Origin of the sequence: Rudaea sp. 3F27F6 (assembly GCF_005503555.1) — a bacterium.
In the GTDB taxonomy this organism is placed as follows: domain Bacteria; phylum Pseudomonadota; class Gammaproteobacteria; order Xanthomonadales; family Rhodanobacteraceae; genus Rudaea.
This window is the reverse complement of sequence record NZ_SCNG01000001.1, coordinates 1,285,481-1,301,451: the sequence shown is the minus strand read 5'-3', so window position 1 is coordinate 1,301,451 and position 15,971 is coordinate 1,285,481. Positions and strand designations below refer to the sequence as shown.

Below are 15,971 nucleotides of genomic sequence, written 5' to 3'. Positions count from 1 at the left end.
AGCGTTATGTGATTCATCACAGGGGGCAGCGATGGGTAAAGCAGTGAATAAGTCAAAGGAAGTGGATGCGTACATCGCTACTCGACCTCCGGATACGCAGCGTGCGCTTGAAGAACTGCGCTCATGCATTTGGAAGGCCGCGCCCGGCGTTTCCGAACTGATGAACTACAACATCCCAGCGTTTGCCTTGGTCGTTGGCGGCAAGCGCGACAAGCAGATCATGATCGCGGGGTATGCCCAGCATGTCGGCTTCTATCCCAACCCGGACGTGATCGACGCATTCGCAGATCAGCTTACGGGGTACAAGCTCGCCAAGGGATCCATTCAATTCCCATTGAGCAAACCGATTCCAAAGGCGCTGGTCGTCAAGATGGTGAAATACAGGTTATCCCAAGTACAGAAATGAGGACCTATCACATAACAACCGGTTGCAGCGGAAGGTCCGCTGCGCGGCCCGTCGCTGAACCGAAGCGTTAGGTTGCACATCGGACCAATGTACGAATTTGTAGTCACAGATTTTTCCGCCGTGCCCGCTGAGCAGCGACACACATTTCCTACTCGCGATGCGGCAACTCGCTTTGGTTCAAGTCTTGCCGCCCGCCGTTGCGCAATCTTCATAGTGCACATCGTCCACCACGTGGACTACGGAAATTTTTATGTTTGGTATAACGAAGACCTCGCCTTCGTCCGTCTCGACGAACATCGAGAACACTACGCATCAGATCCTCTGAGAGCATCATTCGTTGGGCCATCCATTCAATTTCAAGACGAGGACAATGAGCTATTCGAGGTGCTGCCGTCGCAGGTCGTCGGGCGCGCGCAGGCAGCCGAAGCGCTGCAATGTTGGCTCACTTCTGGCTTAAAGCTGTCGTCGTTGTCCTGGTCCTAGGCAATTCGTAGGTGCAACCTAACTATTCGCCCAAGCGGACCGCTGTGACGGGTTGCGGTATTCTGATACTCCCTGCGGCAGCGGCCGCTTAGCTCAAGCGTTAGCTACTCATGTGAGCCTTTGCCTCGTCTCTTCTCTCCTGTACTTCTTTTTCCCCCCGCAAGTAGCTTGTAGTCCTTACAGCAGCTCTTGGGCATGGGCTGCATGGTCGTCTGCCTATCAAGAGGAAGCGGCCTATCTGCAGTGGCGAAATTCCTTGGATTTGAGCTTTTTAGGCATGCCTTACTCGAAGTGCAGGGTGGGCCCATCAAAACACTTGCTATCTGCCAAAGAGCACTGCTTCATCTCAAAACTCGCTTCACGCTGCTCCGAAGCAGACGATTGTCTAGCTCAATGCATCGCGAAAGGAATGAACAACAAAGTAGGGGGCGGCTGCTGGCACCTTTGCTTCCAAACCAAGTTCAACATTTCCAAGTGGTCACAGCCCAATGGTTGGCATACCTGCAACTCAGCACCCGCAGATGGGTAGCTAACTATTCGCTCAAGCGGACCGCTGCGACGTGCCACGGTAATTTGACACGCACTGTGGCGGCGGCCACTTGCCTTAAACGTTAGGTGCTATAACATGTATCGAGTTACAGTCTTTGGTGTGCTGTTTCTAGGCAGCTGCCTACTACTCGTGGGCGCACTGTTCGATGCAAGCGCTTACTGGTGTATTTTCAATAAGCCTACCTGCTGCATGGTAGATCCGCTGTTCTCTGCAATCGCTCTTTTCATCGGGGCTTTCGTCGTAGCGGTGGGTGTGCTCTATTTGCGCCGTTGGCATCTTCTAGCGGCAATTTCATACATTCCAGTGCTTGGTAGCATTGTCTTGCTAGTTGGTCAGGCCGCTTCGTGGTGGTAGCACCTAATTAATCGCTCAAGCGGACCGCTGCGACGGGTTGCGGCATCCTGACACTCACCGCGCGCTTAGCTTAAGCGCTAGGCCTCGCCAATGGCGTCATATCAAGTCGAGTTGCTCGCTGACTACTTTCAGTTCTACCTTCAAGACGATGAGATATCGTGTGGTGACCTGTCTGAGGCGTGGAGCGAAGAGGCAACTTCACGCATGCTTGCAACTTCACCGCGTTCTGTTGGAATCGGCACGCTCCGAAACGCCGAAGTCCCGGTGCTTATCAATGTGCTTGACCAAGAGCCTCAAAAGTCCTTTACACCATACGGCCAAGTCGTAGAGTGCTCGCTAGAGGTTCACACGGGTCGAATCGTCGTGGCGGGTTGCACTGACTACTTTCCTAACGCGTTGCGCATCGAAGCGCCGGCACCCGTCTATCGGGTTCGCGCATATTTTTCGGGGCTAAAGTCTGTCTCAAAAGATGGCTTGGAGGGTAACGACTCTTATCGCATTGACCTCTGGCCCGCGTTGGCAATCGTGCCGAGAGTTCTTAAGCAGCGCGAGGCCTAACTATTCGTTCAAGCGGACTGGCGCTGGCCGGTTGCGCTAGACTGTTTGGCATTGCGGCGCCAGCCGCTTAACTCAAGCGTTAGGCTCACAACATGCGTTTGATAAATCTTGTGTTCGCTACTGCTTTGTGTGGTCTTCTAGCCGCATGCGCGCATTCTGCCAAAGATTCTAGCCGTAGCTCGCCACAGAGCGGCCCATCTTCTGTGCTCGAATTAACCGTTGGTCAAAACGGCACATATGCTTGGCACGGACGCTTTTGGCAGATTGACGAGCTTACAAGCACTCTCAAATCACCATTGGCGCCACACGTGACTGAAGTTCGCTTGCTCAATGGCCCCAATCCATCCTCTCTGCAGAATCTCATCGAAATTGGCCAGCTTGCAAATTCTCTCGGTGCAAAAGCACTTTACGAGCGCAACGGTGAACTGAAAAGCATCAATATCGTGCAGTAGTGCGCCTAGATTCAACTTCTAAGTGCAACACCTAGCAGGACCGAGCGAACACGGCTCTCGGCGTTCTGGAGTTGTGCCGCTTGCGCGGCCAGTCGTTGAGTTGCTTTGCAATCTGGCCGCATTGGGTTTGGCTGATCCGTCGCAGGCAAAGGCCCTTGGGCAGATACTGGCGCACCAGTCCGTTGAGGTTCTCATTCGTCCCGCGTTCCCACGAGTGGTAGGGCGTAGCAAAGTAGCAGGTCACACCAAATTGCCGCTCGAGTGCTTCGTAGTCGTGAAATTCGGTGCCGTTGTCGAAGGTGATCGTCCGGAACTTGCCGCGCATGCGAGCCATGATTTGGCCGGCAGCCTTGGTTGCTTCGGTCATCGTCCTGGCTTCGAGCTTGCGAATCAGGGTGAAGCCGCTGCGGCGCTCGACCATAGTCAGCAAGCAGTGCGAAGAGCCGGTGCCGATGACCGTATCGGCTTCCCAATCGCCAATATGGCCTCGCGATTGGACAACTTCCGGACGTTCGCTGATGTGACGTTTGCCCAGCAGTACGCCGCGAGCCGGACGGCTGCGGTAACGTTTGCGGCCCATCTTCGACAGGATTCGAGTGAATCGCCACAAGCTTCCGCCATTGCGTTTGTCGCGTCGCAAACGGCGGTAGATGGTTTCGTGGCCGGGAACGAGTTGGCCTTGGGCTCGGAACAATCCGACGATCTGTTCGGGACTCCAGCGCTGTCGAACCGCTGCATCAACCTGATTGAAAATCTGATGGCTGAATTGCGGGCCACGACGTGATCGTCGTCGTCGGCCCAAGGCGTAGCTGTGTGCCTTGGCTGCTCGATACAGTCCATCGTGTGCGGTGGCATTGCGCCGCAACTCCCGGCTAATAGCGCTGGGCGAACGGCCCAGCAGCTTGGCCAGTTCACGCTGGCTGCGCTTCAATCGCACTCCACCGGAAATGAGATATCGTTCTTCTTGGGGGAGTTGGTGATACGTCATGGCTGCAACCCCTTCTTGCCGGAAAGGTGCGGCCAGTATCACCGCTCACCCTCCTTGCTGATCGGGTGTTGCACTTAGTATGTGAATCCGCGCGTTTAAACTAATTCTCGCTCTGGACCAATCCAATCAGGCCAGTCAGTCTGCTGCTGACTGACCGCCGCGAACTGTCCTTAAGGCAACCACAGCCCAATGAGATACGGTACGACTTGTAGGCAACATATCTCGTACGCAGCCTGCCATCGGATTGAGCTTTAGGGAGAGGGCCGGCTATGTTCTAAGTGAAGCCGACGGCCTGACTGGCTCGTCCGGCGAGATTGCTCTTCAAACAAACTCGGAAAGGAAACAGTATGCGTTGGTCTCTTCTTGTCGCGTTGGTCATGGCCCTTACTATGGCGAATGCTCAAGCTCCAAACTCCGATCTAGCGGCGCGCATTCAGCGCAACGCTGTTGATCGCCCTGGCTCGCCGCATATTCGCGTCACGGTGCCCGCGGCAGCAAAGTATGTCGGTGCTGACCGCTTCGTGCTAAAAGAACTTAGCGATTGCGAAATGCATATATTTGTCGAGGCGGATGCCAATCGCAGGGTTCGCCGCTTCTATTGGGTGCACTTTGAATCCAACCTGCCGAGCAGACCGAAGGATATTATGCATTACTCTGACACTGATCAGCGGTCCAAGATCTGGAATCTCACGGTTTGGACGAGTTCAGAACCGGCGCTGATGACCCGAACGCCGCGTCCAGGAACGGACACCGAGCATTTTCGCGAGATCATCCGAAAAGCAGGATATTCGATGCCAGACGGAATGATGACGGCTCGCCTCGTGCGCCTCCTCGATGATCCGGGCGATACCGGGTTTGGTCGGCGCGAGCTGATGCTAGTCTACGGCGAGGACCTCGCGCCCAGCGGTCTCACTTTCAATGACGTGACGACCGACGGCAAACCGAACGCACGCTGGGCGGCCCTCGAGCAGCCGCTGATGCAACGCGCAAGTGTCGCGTTCCGCATGACCGAGAATTGACGCGCGTAAAGTGAGATCGAAAACCGGTCAATGATGCGAAAACGAGGTTGCTCTCCTCGGCGCCTGAAAGCCGATCGTCGCATCCCACTACTTTTGGCCCAATTTCTCATCTAGACCCGAGCAAGATGGTTAGGCTGCAACGGCCTAACCTGTGCGGCAGCGAGCGTCCCGCCGAGCCACATCTCTGGTACGGATAGCGCCACGATGCCGAGGAAAGTACCAAGGAGAGAGCATTGCTCTGCCTCCAATGGGATTCAGCAGCCGGCCCCCCTGTGATTCGCGTTCGCTCAGATGATTTTGCGTAGCGACCTAACTCTGCCTCTGGCCAGGGAAGTCGTAGCGGCTCAGTTCTCAGTGTAAGAACTTTCGATCTGGACCAGGGGTTCCAAGTCAGGTCACGTAGTTCCGCCGGATTCATTGACCAGATCAACTGGCTGGTGGCTGCGGGCAGGCTTCGATGGCAGGTCTGGAAGCCCGCTTGGGCTGGCAGCGTTACTGGGCAACCGAGACTCGACCCCAATCAGAAACACAATTACGGCCCGCTGGGCGGGCCGTAACTTTGAAATTTGATAGGTGCTACGAGACGTTGCTAGTGGTAGGTGATCGAGCTGACTTGGCAAACGTCGACATTTTCATTCACAGCCTCGCTGCCATCGGTGAACACGGCCTTGAAATCGAACTTGCAAGCGCCGCTTCCATCGTCAACGTCAACTGTTTGCGTTTCGCCCGGCTTGATCGGGTCGCCTTTCACGATATTTTCTTGCCAACTATTTACGCTTACGCGCGACGCATAAAGCCCTTTGATGGACTTTGATGCTTTGTTGATGAGATCCACATTGCGGTCCGCGGCAATGGCGGGCACAGCAATAACACAGGCAATCAAGCCGACGGCGAAAGCAATACGCGAAATCATTTTTTGCTCCTGAGCAATAAAAGCAGATAGGTTGTTTTTGAAAAACTTACATGTAAATTTTGAGCATAGAAGCGAAATCATCCATGTGGTGGACATTCGGAGACCCGCATGATTCGCATTGAATCGCGGCCGCCCTGTCATTCCCCCAAGCATGCCGAGATCCAGGCCCCCCGATAACAGCTTCCGAGCTGTTGGCTTAGGAGCTTAGGAGCAAAGCGATCGCGGCGGTATCACTGAAACTTGGTAAGTTGACGTGAAATGCGAGGCTTTGGACTCGTTGCCTCCATCGCGACAATCACTGATCCTGGGGATGGGCAGGAAAGGCTCGTTCGTCTACGATCCGGTACACCTGCAGCGATTCCTTGGCCGGACGGACTACATTGCCTCTACGCATATCGCCCCCTCTCATGCTTGCCGAAGCACCCGTATTGCCTGCACCGGTGCTCGTTGTCGAAGACGAGCCGCTGTTGCGGTTGCGTCTGGGCGATTTGCTGCAGCAGACCGGGTACGAAACCGAAGCGGTTCTTTTTGCCGCGTCGCTGGCGGAAGCGCGCGCATTGCTCGAGGTTCAACCGATTGCGTTGGCACTCGTAGATCTGGGTCTGCCGGACGGCAACGGTTTGACGCTGATCGAGGAAATGCGCAACGCGGATCCCAGCCTGCCGATTCTCGTGGTGTCTGCCTGGAGTTCGCGCGAAGCCGTACTCAGCGCGCTGAAGGCCGGCGCAACCGGGTATGTGCTCAAAGAGCGCGACGAAATCGAGATGCTGCTGTCGATTCGCAGCGTGCTGCGCGGCGGCGCCCCCATCGACCCTTTCATCGCGCAGCGCATCCTCGAACTGCTGCCGGACGGTGCGTCGGAAGGCACAACAGCTGTTGCGAACCAAAACGCCTTGAGCGGTAGGGAGGACCAGATATTGCGTATGATTTCGACGGGTATGAGCAATCTCGAAATCGCAGCCAAACTGTCGCTGTCCCGCTACACCATCGAATGCCATATCAAGCATATTTATCGCAAGCTCGCGGTAAGCTCGCGCACGCGGGCAATAAACGAGGCACGCAATCGCGGTCTGCTCGTGTGAGAGCCTGGCTCGTGCTGTCGCTGTTTGCGATGCTCAGTTCGAGCATCGCGCGGGCGGACGAATCGCCATGCCAGCCTCGTATCGTTTCAGTAGCCGCAGCAATCGCCCCCGTGGGCGACGAGGCAATCCCCCCGGCCGTAGGTTGGGTGAACGTTGAGCTTCCCGATCGTTGGAACCGCCGCTGGCCCGAACACAACGGCACGGTGTGGTATCGCATCCTCTGGGGTGGGTCTTGTCAGGCTGCGGTACTGCCACCGTCACCCGTGGCATTTCGCATGAGGGGAATGGCCCTGGCCGGTGAAGTTCGTGTCAACGACGATCTGCTTTGGCGTGACGCATCGTTGATCGAGCCCCTTTCGCGTAGTTGGAACTTGCCGCACCTTTGGGTGTTGCCCAAGGCGTCGCTGCATGCGGGCCTCAACACAATCTGGATTCGCGTTGTCGGCCCCGCTTTCGTGAGCCCCGGTTTGCGCGCGGTCGAGTTGGGCGACGTGGCGGCCTTGCAGAAAAACCACTTCGTGACAGTGTGGGAGCAACGCACGGTCTTCATTGTCAACATCGGTTTGACCGCAGCGCTGGGGGCGATCGCCTTGGCGATTTGGTTTCTACGGCGCCGGGAGAGTGCATTCGGTTGGTATGCACTGATGTCGCTGTTCTGGCTGTTGTACATCTATGACACGATAGCGACCAGCACTTGGCCCTTTTCCGACAGCATGACGTATGCTCGCTGGGTCCTCTCCGCCTTCGTGCTGTACATCAGTTGCTTCTGTTTGTTCACCTGGCGATTCGGCGGCCAATCGTTGCCGCGCATCGAAAAACTGCTGTGGGCTGCAACGGCGCTGGCGCTGGCTGCACTTTGGTTCAGCCCTTCGGCGGTGGCCGGCACGACGCTTTTCTTCGTGTTCTCGTGCTTTCCACTGATTTTTTTTGCGAATTGCTTGCAGTTTCCTTGGTACGCCTGGCGCACACGCAATCCGTTGCATCTGCTTCTGGCTGTGGCTTATCTGACCTTTGTCTTTGCCGGCGTACACGATATGTTGGTCGTGTTCGGGGTCCTCCTTGATCAGAATATTTTCGCCCCTTATGCGGGTCTGATTTCAACCGGCTTCCTGGCGGCCGTGCTCGGTGGCCACGTAGCATCCAGCATGCGTCAGGTCGAAGGATTCAATGCAGAACTCGTCGCGGGTATCGCGAGCGCGCGCGAGGAGTTGTCGCTGGTTCTTCGCAACGAGCAAGCCAGCGCAGTGAACCTTGCCAAACTGGAGGAGCGCATGCAGATTGCCCATGATTTGCACGATGGCCTGGGCAGCAGCCTCGTGCGCGCCATGGCGATGGTCGAACGCGCACCCGAGCCTTTGCCCAACGAGCGCATGCTGTCTCTCCTCAAACTCTTGCGCGACGACTTGCGCCAGTTGGTCGATCAGGATTCCAACATCGACGACGTCGTACCTGCTGGGCCGACCCTATGGATAGCTCCGCTTCGCTATCGCTTTACCCGCGTGTTCGATGAAATCGGCATGGCGTCGGAATGGTCGTTTCCGCCGCAATGGCAATGCGCGCCAAGCGCGCGCCAATGTCTGACGTTGACGCGCGTCGTCGAAGAAGCCCTCTCCAACGTGATCAAGCACAGCGCAGCCCGCCGTATCGTAATCGCAGGCCAACAGCCCGAACCCGATTCGTTTTGCCTGAACATCGAAGACGATGGCGTCGGGCTCGACGTCGACTCGGTCATTCACGGTGGCACCGGCGTTGGCATACGCAGCATGAGGGCGCGCGTTGCACGCGTCGGCGGTAAGCTCGACATTACTTCACGGCCGGGAAGAACGGTATTGGCTGTGAAATTGGCGCTCAGTTAAGATATTTTTCCGCACATGAAAATCAAGCACGCGCTTCAGGTGGGAGGCGTCATGGAAATGAATGCGCTGGCCAGCCGACTGGCCATGCCGGCTTTGAGTCTAAGCCTGCCCTCGACCGCTATCGCAGCCGCTTAATGCGCTCTTGGAGAGCCAGGGCGGTTGGGATGTTCATAGCTGCAAGCGCCGCAGCTATTTCGACAAGCGCCTGCCGCGCTTCAGCATGTTGCGCAGAGCCTGCGCATCGGAGCTCAATGCAGCCGCCACCAAGCCCGCCAACGCGTCGCTCGTGCCCTCTCGGTACCGGCCACTGGAAGGCTCGCGTTCCTTCAGCATCACGGCGAGCCAGCGAAGCCCGTCAATCGTGGTTGATGTGTTCACGAGGGAAGAGCTTGCCGTCACGATAGGCCAGAGCTTGCGCGCAGATCATATAGTCGATGTTTGCAATCGTCTGGTGGCGCAGCGTGGTGCGCCGGTACGGGTAAGCGACAATTTTTCGCGGCACTTCCTTCCGCATGAGTCTGCGCCAGGAAAAGGCGGCTGTTTTGCAAGCCGCCCAGCGTAGATGGCGATATTCCTTGTTAAGTGCGCCTGGCTTCCCGAGCCGACGCATTCATCGCGACCCCGAGCGCCAGTCCGCAGCCGAGCAGGCACAACATCCATGCGGACAGCATCGGCGCCGCTACTGGCGGTACGCTCACGGCCACTGCGACCGCTGCACTCGCGCTTGCTTGGTTATTGCCGTCGCCGATGTAGTTCGCACTGAGATTGTGCATGCCTGGGGTCAGGGTATTGATCGAGAAAGTCGCCACACTCGATGTCGCGCTTGCTGCTGCAAGGACGCCCGTACCGATTTGCACCGTACCGTCATAGAACACTACCGTGCCGGCAGGTGGATCACCGTATACCGTCGCCATCAGCGTCACTGTCTGACCTGCGCCGGCAGGATTCGGGCTTGCCGTCAATGTTATCGTGGTCGCGTCCTTGTCCACTATTTGCATCAGCGTTGCGCTTGAGGCCAGGTTGATGGCATCTCCTGAATAGCTGGCCTGGATGGTGTGCGTTCCGACAGCTAGCGCTCTCGTGCTGCACGACGCGCTGCCGCCCGACAGGTTCGCGTTCGCACACAAGGTTGCGGCACCGTCGGTGAAAGCGATCGTACCGGTTGGTGGAGTGCTCCCGCTGGCCGGCGTTACCGTGGCGGTGAACGTTATGTCGTGACTGAACAACGAGGGATTGGCTGAGCTCTTCATGGTCAAAGCACCCGACGCCTTATTGATCGTCACAACCTGTTGTACCTGCGCGGCGGCGGCATAGTTCGCATTGCCGGCCTGATTCGCATCAATGATGCAGGTGCCCACGCCGGTGAACGACACACTGCTCCCTGCGAGGGAGCAGGCGCCGGCCGTTGCTCCGCCGTCCACTGAGAACGTCACCGGATTGGCCGACGCGCCGCCTGTCGCGATGATGGCGTACGTGCCGCCAACGGTCGGACTCGCCGGCGCCGTCGATGTGAACGTGATCGCCTGATTCGCTTTGCCAATCGCGATGGTCTGCGTCACTTGGGCCGCTGCTGCATAGTTGGCGTTGCCCGCCTGATTCGCAGCGATTGTGCAGGTGCCCGCGGCAACCATCGTCACCGTCGTACTCGACACAGCACACACACTAGGTGTCAGCGACGAATACGTGATCGCATTGCCGGAATTTGGCGCGCCGCTGCTTGCCGGAGGATTGATCGCGAATGTGCCATTCGGCGCAAACGCCTCGTTTGCTGGCGTTTGCAGCGGAAACGTCAACGTCTGACCGATCTGGTTGACGACTTGCGGAGTACCGTTCAATGCGCCCGTCGCGGCATTGAAGTTGATGTCCCCGCCATAGCTCGCGGTGATCGTATGATTGCCGGCAGCCAACGTCGAGGTGGTGAGCGTGACCTTACCGGAATCATCGAGGGTGCCGGTGCCGATCGCATTGGCGCCATCCAAAAAGGTGACCGTACCAGTACTCAATGCGGACACGTTGGCAGTCAACGTCACCGATTGACCGTACACCGACGGATTCGCCGACGATGTCAACGACACCACGGCATTGGCCTTCCCGGCTGCGCTTCCAAATTGGATCTTGGTGACGAAGGCGTCTTGGCTTGCGCTAGGATCGAGGGTCGTACGATAGGCTCCGGCCATGGTCGGAAAGTCCGACGAACTGGTGAATCCAGTCACATAGACGTTGTTGTCCAAATCTACGGCCAGTCCTCGGCCTCCATCGGAATTGCTGCCGCCAAGATAAGTGGAATAATTTAGTTGGCCGCCGTTGGAATTCAATACTGCGACGAACGCGGCACGAGTAATTCCGCTGCCCGTCTTGATGGCGTCGCTGCTCGTGGGAAAGTCGGTCGACTGGGTGAAGCCTGTGACGTAGGCATTGCCATTTGCACCCACCGCAATGGAATAGGCCGAGTCACTTCCGCTCCCTCCGAGGTAGGTGGAATAGACGAGAGTCGATCCATCGCTGCTGAGTTTGGCGACGAAAGCATCTGTAGTGCCCTTCAGTGTCGGTTGTACGACACCCGCTGTGGTCGGAAAAGCCTTCGACTGGGTGAATCCTGCGACATAGGCATTTCCACCGGTATCCACCGCGATGCTGCGACCGGCGTCATAGCCGTTCCCGCCGAGGAACGTCGAGTACAACAGCGTCGAACCATCGGCGCTGAGCTTGCTGACGAACGCATCGGAACTGCCGCCACCTTGCTTGGCCTGGTAGGCATGCGCCGTTACCGGAAACGTGCTCGACTGGATGAAGCTGGTCGTGCCGGTCACGTAGGCGTTACCGGCGGTGTCTATGGCAATGCCGGAGCCGAAGTCGTAGTCGTTTCCACCGAGCAATGTCGAGTACACCAGCGTTGATCCGGAGGGCGCGATTTTGGCGACGAAGGCGTTCTGTAAACCATTTAGATTCGTTTGCAATGCGCCCTGCGTGGTCGGGAAACGGCTGGAACTCGTGTAGCCGGTCACATAGGCATTGCCATTCGCGTCTACGGCAATTCCTTCTCCGGTATCGCTGCTCTCGCCGCCAAGATAAGTTGAGTAGGAAAGCGCTCCATGAACGTCGAGACGTGTGACGAAGGCATTTTGCGTAGTGCCGATGGCGTATTGGTTTTGAATCGCGGATTTAGTCGGGAAGTCTGCCGATCGCGTATATCCCGTCACATAGGCTCTGCCCTGGGAATCCACAGCGATGGCATGCCCGAAGTCCTGCCCGCTGCCACCAAGAATGGTGGTGTACATCGACTGTGTACCGTCGCGAGACAATTTTGCGACGAACACGTCTCCGCTGCCGCAGGGCGGCATGGAGCAGACATCCGAATAGATGGAACCCACCACATAAGCATCGCCGATCGCATCGACTGCGATCCCGTAACCATCGTCGAAATTTTTGCTGCCAAGATATGTGGAGTAAGAGAGAACCGGATCGATGACCAGTGGACGAGTATGATCGTAGGCGCCGATGTTGAAGCGTGCATTGGGGCCGTTTACAGCATAGCCACCCGAAACGACACGCCGGCGCCCGTTTACTTCCTGATAGATTACCGGCTTGTGCTGTACCAGCCTGGCAATCCCGGAGTCCAAAATGAGATTGCCCTCCTTGTCGACTGCAAGCGTTTTTGCGCCCTCGAACGTAAGGGCTATCGTCGAAGGGTCGGCTCCTGGTGCGACGATGAAGTCGTATTCAAGCTGCTGCTGATGCCCGTAGTAGACCAGATCGACGCCTGGATAGACCGCCTCGTACTTGACGCGTGCGTACTGTTGAATGCCAGAGCGCCAAGCGGAAGTATCATTGCCTACGAAATAGTTGGTTACACCGGGCAACATATCTGCACCGACGGCCTGCGGGTGAGGGTTTGCCCCCTTGAGGGACATGCGCACTATCGAGTCGGTATGAGTCGAGTCACGCAGGCTCAATATCGCGTTTCCGGACGTCAGGTACAGGTGATAGCCGGGTCCGCGCGCGATGAAGTCGGCCGGTGTATGAGTCTGCCCATGGTTGAGCTCGAATGCCAAAGGCAAGTGGCCGAAGGAGTCGAGCGCCTTGGCTTGGGTGAGAGAAGATAAAGCAAGGAGTGCGACTGCAACCGAAATCGTCTTCAACATGGTGCGCGTGTTACCCGAAGTGTTGAGTCATGTGCCCACGTGTCAGCGCGAGCTGCAAAGTTGGTCGCGCAACGGCATTGCCGTGCGAGTGAAATGGCGCAACGTACCCGAAGGATTCCAGTCATCGCCATCGATGCTGTAGCTCCCATCGAACGGCTTCGGATTGTTGGTCCCGGTCGCGTAGAGCGGAGTGGTGTAGGGCGAAATGACGATGACGTGCATCGCCCCGTTGGGATCGAAACCCAGCCCTTCTACCTCGGTCCGGTGCGGCTCGTCGTAGGAGAAGAGCGTAATCACACTGCCGCTGACCGGATCGACTTTGAGAATGTACTTTCGAGCAGAGCCGGAAAAAGAGCCGGACTGATGCGAATCGCTCGCCGCATAAAGCATTCCATCGTAAATCTTCGCTCCCTGAACTCGCATACCGTCGAACGACGTCTGCAGCGGCACGATTCTCACCGAGTTGAATGTCGTCAGATCGAAGACATTTAAGCTGCCTGCCGCGGCGCCGCTCCAGGTAACCGTGTACGCCTCTTTTCGCAGCGCATCGACTGCGATCCAGGGCACTCCGTCCGTATGCGTTGCGAGTGGGAGGGGATGCTTCTCGCCCGTGTATTGCAGCGTCTTGGCGTTGAACACAGCAACGTAGCTCTGGAAATTGGTGTTGTCTTCGTCTTCTATCGCGGCGTACAGCTTGCCGTTGGCGATATCGATGTCGCCAATATGTCCAAGGTCCGGCTTGTTGCCGAAGGTCGCGAAGATCGCCTGAATGTCCTGCGGAAAATCCAAGGGATAGGCGAGCGTCGCTTCCCAGGTCGCAGGATCGGCGCGCTGCAAACCATAGCGCCAAGAGAACACCGGTGTACTGCCGTCGAACGACAGACCCTGGCTCCTCAGCGTGGCCGGAATCTTCGCGACTTCGGACGGTGCGAGACGCGAAAAGCCCTCCAGGGAAGCCGGATCGAACGCAAACGATCCGAGCACGCGATCCAGGTAGCTCTGCAGCACGCTCATGTCGTTGACGAGGGGCGTTCGTGACGCGGACTCGGTCCACGTTTCCTGGTCGAGTGCATCGTTCGCGGTACGCAATGCTGTGGTAAGCGCCACGCTGCGTCCCGTCATTGTTGTCTCCAGCGAAAGCAGGGCAGCCTCGGAAAGGTCGCTGAGCCGCACCGGTTGCGCCGGCACGGGTACGGCTGGAATCGAAATGCCGTTTGTCGAACTTGGATTGGGATTGAAGCTGAGTAGGAGGCTCAGCAATTTGGCGAGTTCAGGAGAGCTCCCGCAGGTTTGCGCGGACACGAGACTGAATAGATTGATGTTCGGCTTCGCAGCGAGAACGGCGATCTGCACTCCCTCGACCAGGACGGTCAGACTGCTACCGGAAGGTACTGTATACACGCCGTTCACCGGAGCAATTTGGGCGCCGTTCACGAGCACCGTCAGTCCTGTGACATACGGCCAACCGGCGAAAGAGACTCCTACGTTCGACGCGGCGGAACTCAAATTCGAGGTGGCTTTTGCGTCGATCGGATTGAACTGCAAGGTTGTGCATAGTGCTGCAACAAGCGCAGCGGTGAAGCGCGAGCGACGGAACCGCCCATTCTGAAATAGACGTCTAAACATATTGAGTAATGTCGGCTAGGTCTGGCGCGGATGCGACGCGCAAAGCTATCGATGCTTTGCTACGCAGGCATGACTGGAATCAGAAATCTTCCCGACAGCCGATTCAGTGCAACACCCGATGCAGCGACCAGATCACGCAGAGGGATGCCGGTGCCGGCCGACTTGATCACAAATGCCGGTCGCGCGTATCAACTGCCGGCGACCCGTACCACGAACGTAAAAATCCGTCGGTGCGCCGAGTGCGCGACGAATTTTCGATCGCGCCCGCACTCAGCCGTCGCACATCTCCGCCCAACCCGCTTGGCGCGCTCGTCCTTCAAACCTCCAAGTGCCGCGGGTATTTCAGACTGGAGAGTAAGTAGCGCTCCTCAATGGCGAGTTGCTTTGTTCTGAAATACCATCACTCTTCCTTTTTCTTGGTCGCGTTCATGACCTTAGTCCAGCTACGGTACGGCACGATCGGGCCTCTATGCATCCGCCCTCGCTGGCCGGCTCGCCAAGTCTGCATCGACAGTCTGACGTTGCAGAAACTGCTTCGGGTGCAGGTAGCCCTGCCGGACCGCATCTGCTTGATCGTGACCCGCGGCTACGAGCCCGCCACAGCCGCGCTGGGCGCCGCCCGCACAGTATTCCGTAAGTTAGGTGTCTTTGTTTTCTCGGTGCTTTACTGCCATCGGCGCAAGGAGATTGCGGATATCTTCGGAACCAACGGGCACGATATCGACGGAATGCATATCGATGTATCCATTCAATTGGAAGGGTGCCGGATTCGCCTGCTTCCGTTGGGTGTATTTACGCCCCTATGGCTTCAGCGCCGACGGCGAAAGAAGTTCGCTCCAATTTTGTATGCGGTGCAAGCAGAGCTGCGTAGAGAAGGCTTTACTCTTCATCGCAACCGAACCGAGCGAGCACAGATGCACTGTGACTTGCGCCTGCCTTCAGACGTCGCCAGCAGCGGCACACGCTGATATGCAAGTCCGAAGTCTGATATAGAACTTCGGCACACTGATACGGATACTCCGCTAAAGGCAGAGGAACAGTTACGATATTTGAGCTGCCGTACTCACCACCAAGCACGCAAGGAATTTTGAGGCAGTACTACTAGCCCGGGTTCAATCGCCCAGGGGCCTCCTTGCCAGTCGTTCTGAGTCAAGATGCGATATGCCGACGACTGCGTTTCGCAATTGGGTTGCACCAGCTCGTCTTTCGACTCCTGTGCAGGACTGGCATGCGCAAGCTTGAGTGCCTGCAGCTTCGCATCAAGGATCTTCGCTTCCATGACTCCGCTCCAACGCATGGCCGATCCTGCGGAGATTGGGGTGGGGCTGCCTTTCTCGCGTCCTCGGACAGCAGCTTCATGACAGCCGGCGAAGTCGCCGTTGACGGCGGACTGGCGCAACTCTGATGCGCCACGGGAGCGAAAGGCATTTTCATCAGGGGCCATGTCCGGATTCATTGCTCATCTGCGAAATAGAGAAGCAAGCGAGGAGCCGGCTCGAGCAGCATCGCCTTGAGGCAACACGGTAGTCCTTTCGATCGATG

At 57.2% G+C, this 15,971-nt stretch carries 11 protein-coding genes and 2 pseudogenes; 9 read left to right on the top strand and 4 right to left on the bottom strand.

The window, feature by feature from the left end; genetic code table 11:
• Window positions 1-31 precede the first annotated feature (31 nt).
• From FFS30_RS05580 to FFS30_RS05565, 3 genes are all read left to right on the top strand, one after another.
• Window positions 32-406, top strand: coding sequence for a DUF1801 domain-containing protein (locus tag FFS30_RS05580; protein WP_171014435.1), 375 nt, complete (start codon window positions 32-34; stop codon window positions 404-406).
• 87 nt (window positions 407-493) lie between these two features.
• On the top strand, window positions 494-889 hold the full coding sequence (locus tag FFS30_RS05575; RefSeq protein ID WP_137912083.1) for a hypothetical protein: 396 nt from the start codon (window positions 494-496) through the stop codon (window positions 887-889).
• A gap of 1,665 nt (window positions 890-2,554) precedes the next feature.
• On the top strand, window positions 2,555-2,803 hold the full coding sequence (locus tag FFS30_RS05565) for a hypothetical protein (RefSeq protein ID WP_212742407.1): 249 nt from the start codon (window positions 2,555-2,557) through the stop codon (window positions 2,801-2,803).
• 31 nt (window positions 2,804-2,834) lie between these two features.
• Here the strand turns inward: FFS30_RS05565 and FFS30_RS05560 are convergent, their stop codons facing one another.
• Window positions 2,835-3,791 carry an IS30 family transposase gene (locus FFS30_RS05560; RefSeq protein WP_137912080.1) on the bottom strand — a complete coding sequence of 319 codons (957 nt, stop codon included), beginning with the start codon at window positions 3,789-3,791 and terminating at the stop codon, window positions 2,835-2,837.
• 347 nt (window positions 3,792-4,138) lie between these two features.
• Between FFS30_RS05560 and FFS30_RS05555 the strand changes: the two genes are divergently transcribed.
• On the top strand, window positions 4,139-4,810 hold the full coding sequence (locus tag FFS30_RS05555; protein WP_137912079.1) for a hypothetical protein: 672 nt from the start codon (window positions 4,139-4,141) through the stop codon (window positions 4,808-4,810).
• Window positions 4,811-5,399: 589 nt separating this feature from the next.
• Here FFS30_RS05555 and FFS30_RS05550 read toward each other — a convergent pair.
• Window positions 5,400-5,819, bottom strand: a complete 420-nt coding sequence (locus FFS30_RS05550) for a hypothetical protein (RefSeq protein ID WP_137912078.1) — start codon at window positions 5,817-5,819, stop codon at window positions 5,400-5,402.
• Between the two features lie 311 nt (window positions 5,820-6,130).
• Here FFS30_RS05550 and FFS30_RS05545 point away from each other — a divergent pair, with 311 nt between their 5' ends.
• The 3 genes and pseudogenes from FFS30_RS05545 to FFS30_RS24170 all read left to right on the top strand — a co-directional run.
• Window positions 6,131-6,805 carry a response regulator transcription factor gene (locus FFS30_RS05545; protein WP_137912077.1) on the top strand — a complete coding sequence of 225 codons (675 nt, stop codon included), beginning with the start codon at window positions 6,131-6,133 and terminating at the stop codon, window positions 6,803-6,805.
• An 11-nt stretch (window positions 6,806-6,816) separates the two neighbouring features.
• Complete coding sequence (locus tag FFS30_RS05540; protein WP_212742406.1) at window positions 6,817-8,661, top strand: 7TM diverse intracellular signaling domain-containing protein; 1,845 nt, start codon at window positions 6,817-6,819, stop codon at window positions 8,659-8,661.
• A 361-nt stretch (window positions 8,662-9,022) separates the two neighbouring features.
• Window positions 9,023-9,133: pseudogene (locus FFS30_RS24170) on the top strand (IS3 family transposase); the annotation flags it as partial.
• 106 nt (window positions 9,134-9,239) lie between these two features.
• On the opposite strand, the gene FFS30_RS05535 reads toward FFS30_RS24170, so the two are convergent.
• Both FFS30_RS05535 and FFS30_RS05530 read right to left on the bottom strand, forming a co-directional pair.
• Window positions 9,240-12,803, bottom strand: coding sequence for an SBBP repeat-containing protein (locus tag FFS30_RS05535; RefSeq protein WP_137912075.1), 3,564 nt, complete (start codon window positions 12,801-12,803; stop codon window positions 9,240-9,242).
• Between the two features lie 42 nt (window positions 12,804-12,845).
• Complete coding sequence (locus FFS30_RS05530) at window positions 12,846-14,348, bottom strand: hypothetical protein (RefSeq protein WP_137912074.1); 1,503 nt, start codon at window positions 14,346-14,348, stop codon at window positions 12,846-12,848.
• A 602-nt stretch (window positions 14,349-14,950) separates the two neighbouring features.
• Between FFS30_RS05530 and FFS30_RS05525 the strand changes: the two genes are divergently transcribed.
• On the top strand, window positions 14,951-15,397 hold the full coding sequence (locus tag FFS30_RS05525) for a hypothetical protein (protein ID WP_249352188.1): 447 nt from the start codon (window positions 14,951-14,953) through the stop codon (window positions 15,395-15,397).
• 300 nt (window positions 15,398-15,697) lie between these two features.
• A pseudogene (locus FFS30_RS05520) lies at window positions 15,698-15,834 on the top strand (SDR family oxidoreductase); the annotation flags it as partial.
• Window positions 15,835-15,971 lie beyond the last annotated feature (137 nt).

Coding starts and splice junctions, on each gene's coding strand:
- FFS30_RS05580 (WP_171014435.1), top strand. CDS start 32: ATGGGTAAAGCAGTGAATAAGTCAAAGGAAGTGGATGCGTACATCGCT.
- FFS30_RS05575 (WP_137912083.1), top strand. CDS start 494: ATGTACGAATTTGTAGTCACAGATTTTTCCGCCGTGCCCGCTGAGCAG.
- FFS30_RS05560 (WP_137912080.1), bottom strand. CDS start 3,791: ATGACGTATCACCAACTCCCCCAAGAAGAACGATATCTCATTTCCGGT.
- FFS30_RS05555 (WP_137912079.1), top strand. CDS start 4,139: ATGCGTTGGTCTCTTCTTGTCGCGTTGGTCATGGCCCTTACTATGGCG.
- FFS30_RS05550 (WP_137912078.1), bottom strand. CDS start 5,819: ATGTCCACCACATGGATGATTTCGCTTCTATGCTCAAAATTTACATGT.
- FFS30_RS05545 (WP_137912077.1), top strand. CDS start 6,131: ATGCTTGCCGAAGCACCCGTATTGCCTGCACCGGTGCTCGTTGTCGAA.
- FFS30_RS05535 (WP_137912075.1), bottom strand. CDS start 12,803: ATGTTGAAGACGATTTCGGTTGCAGTCGCACTCCTTGCTTTATCTTCT.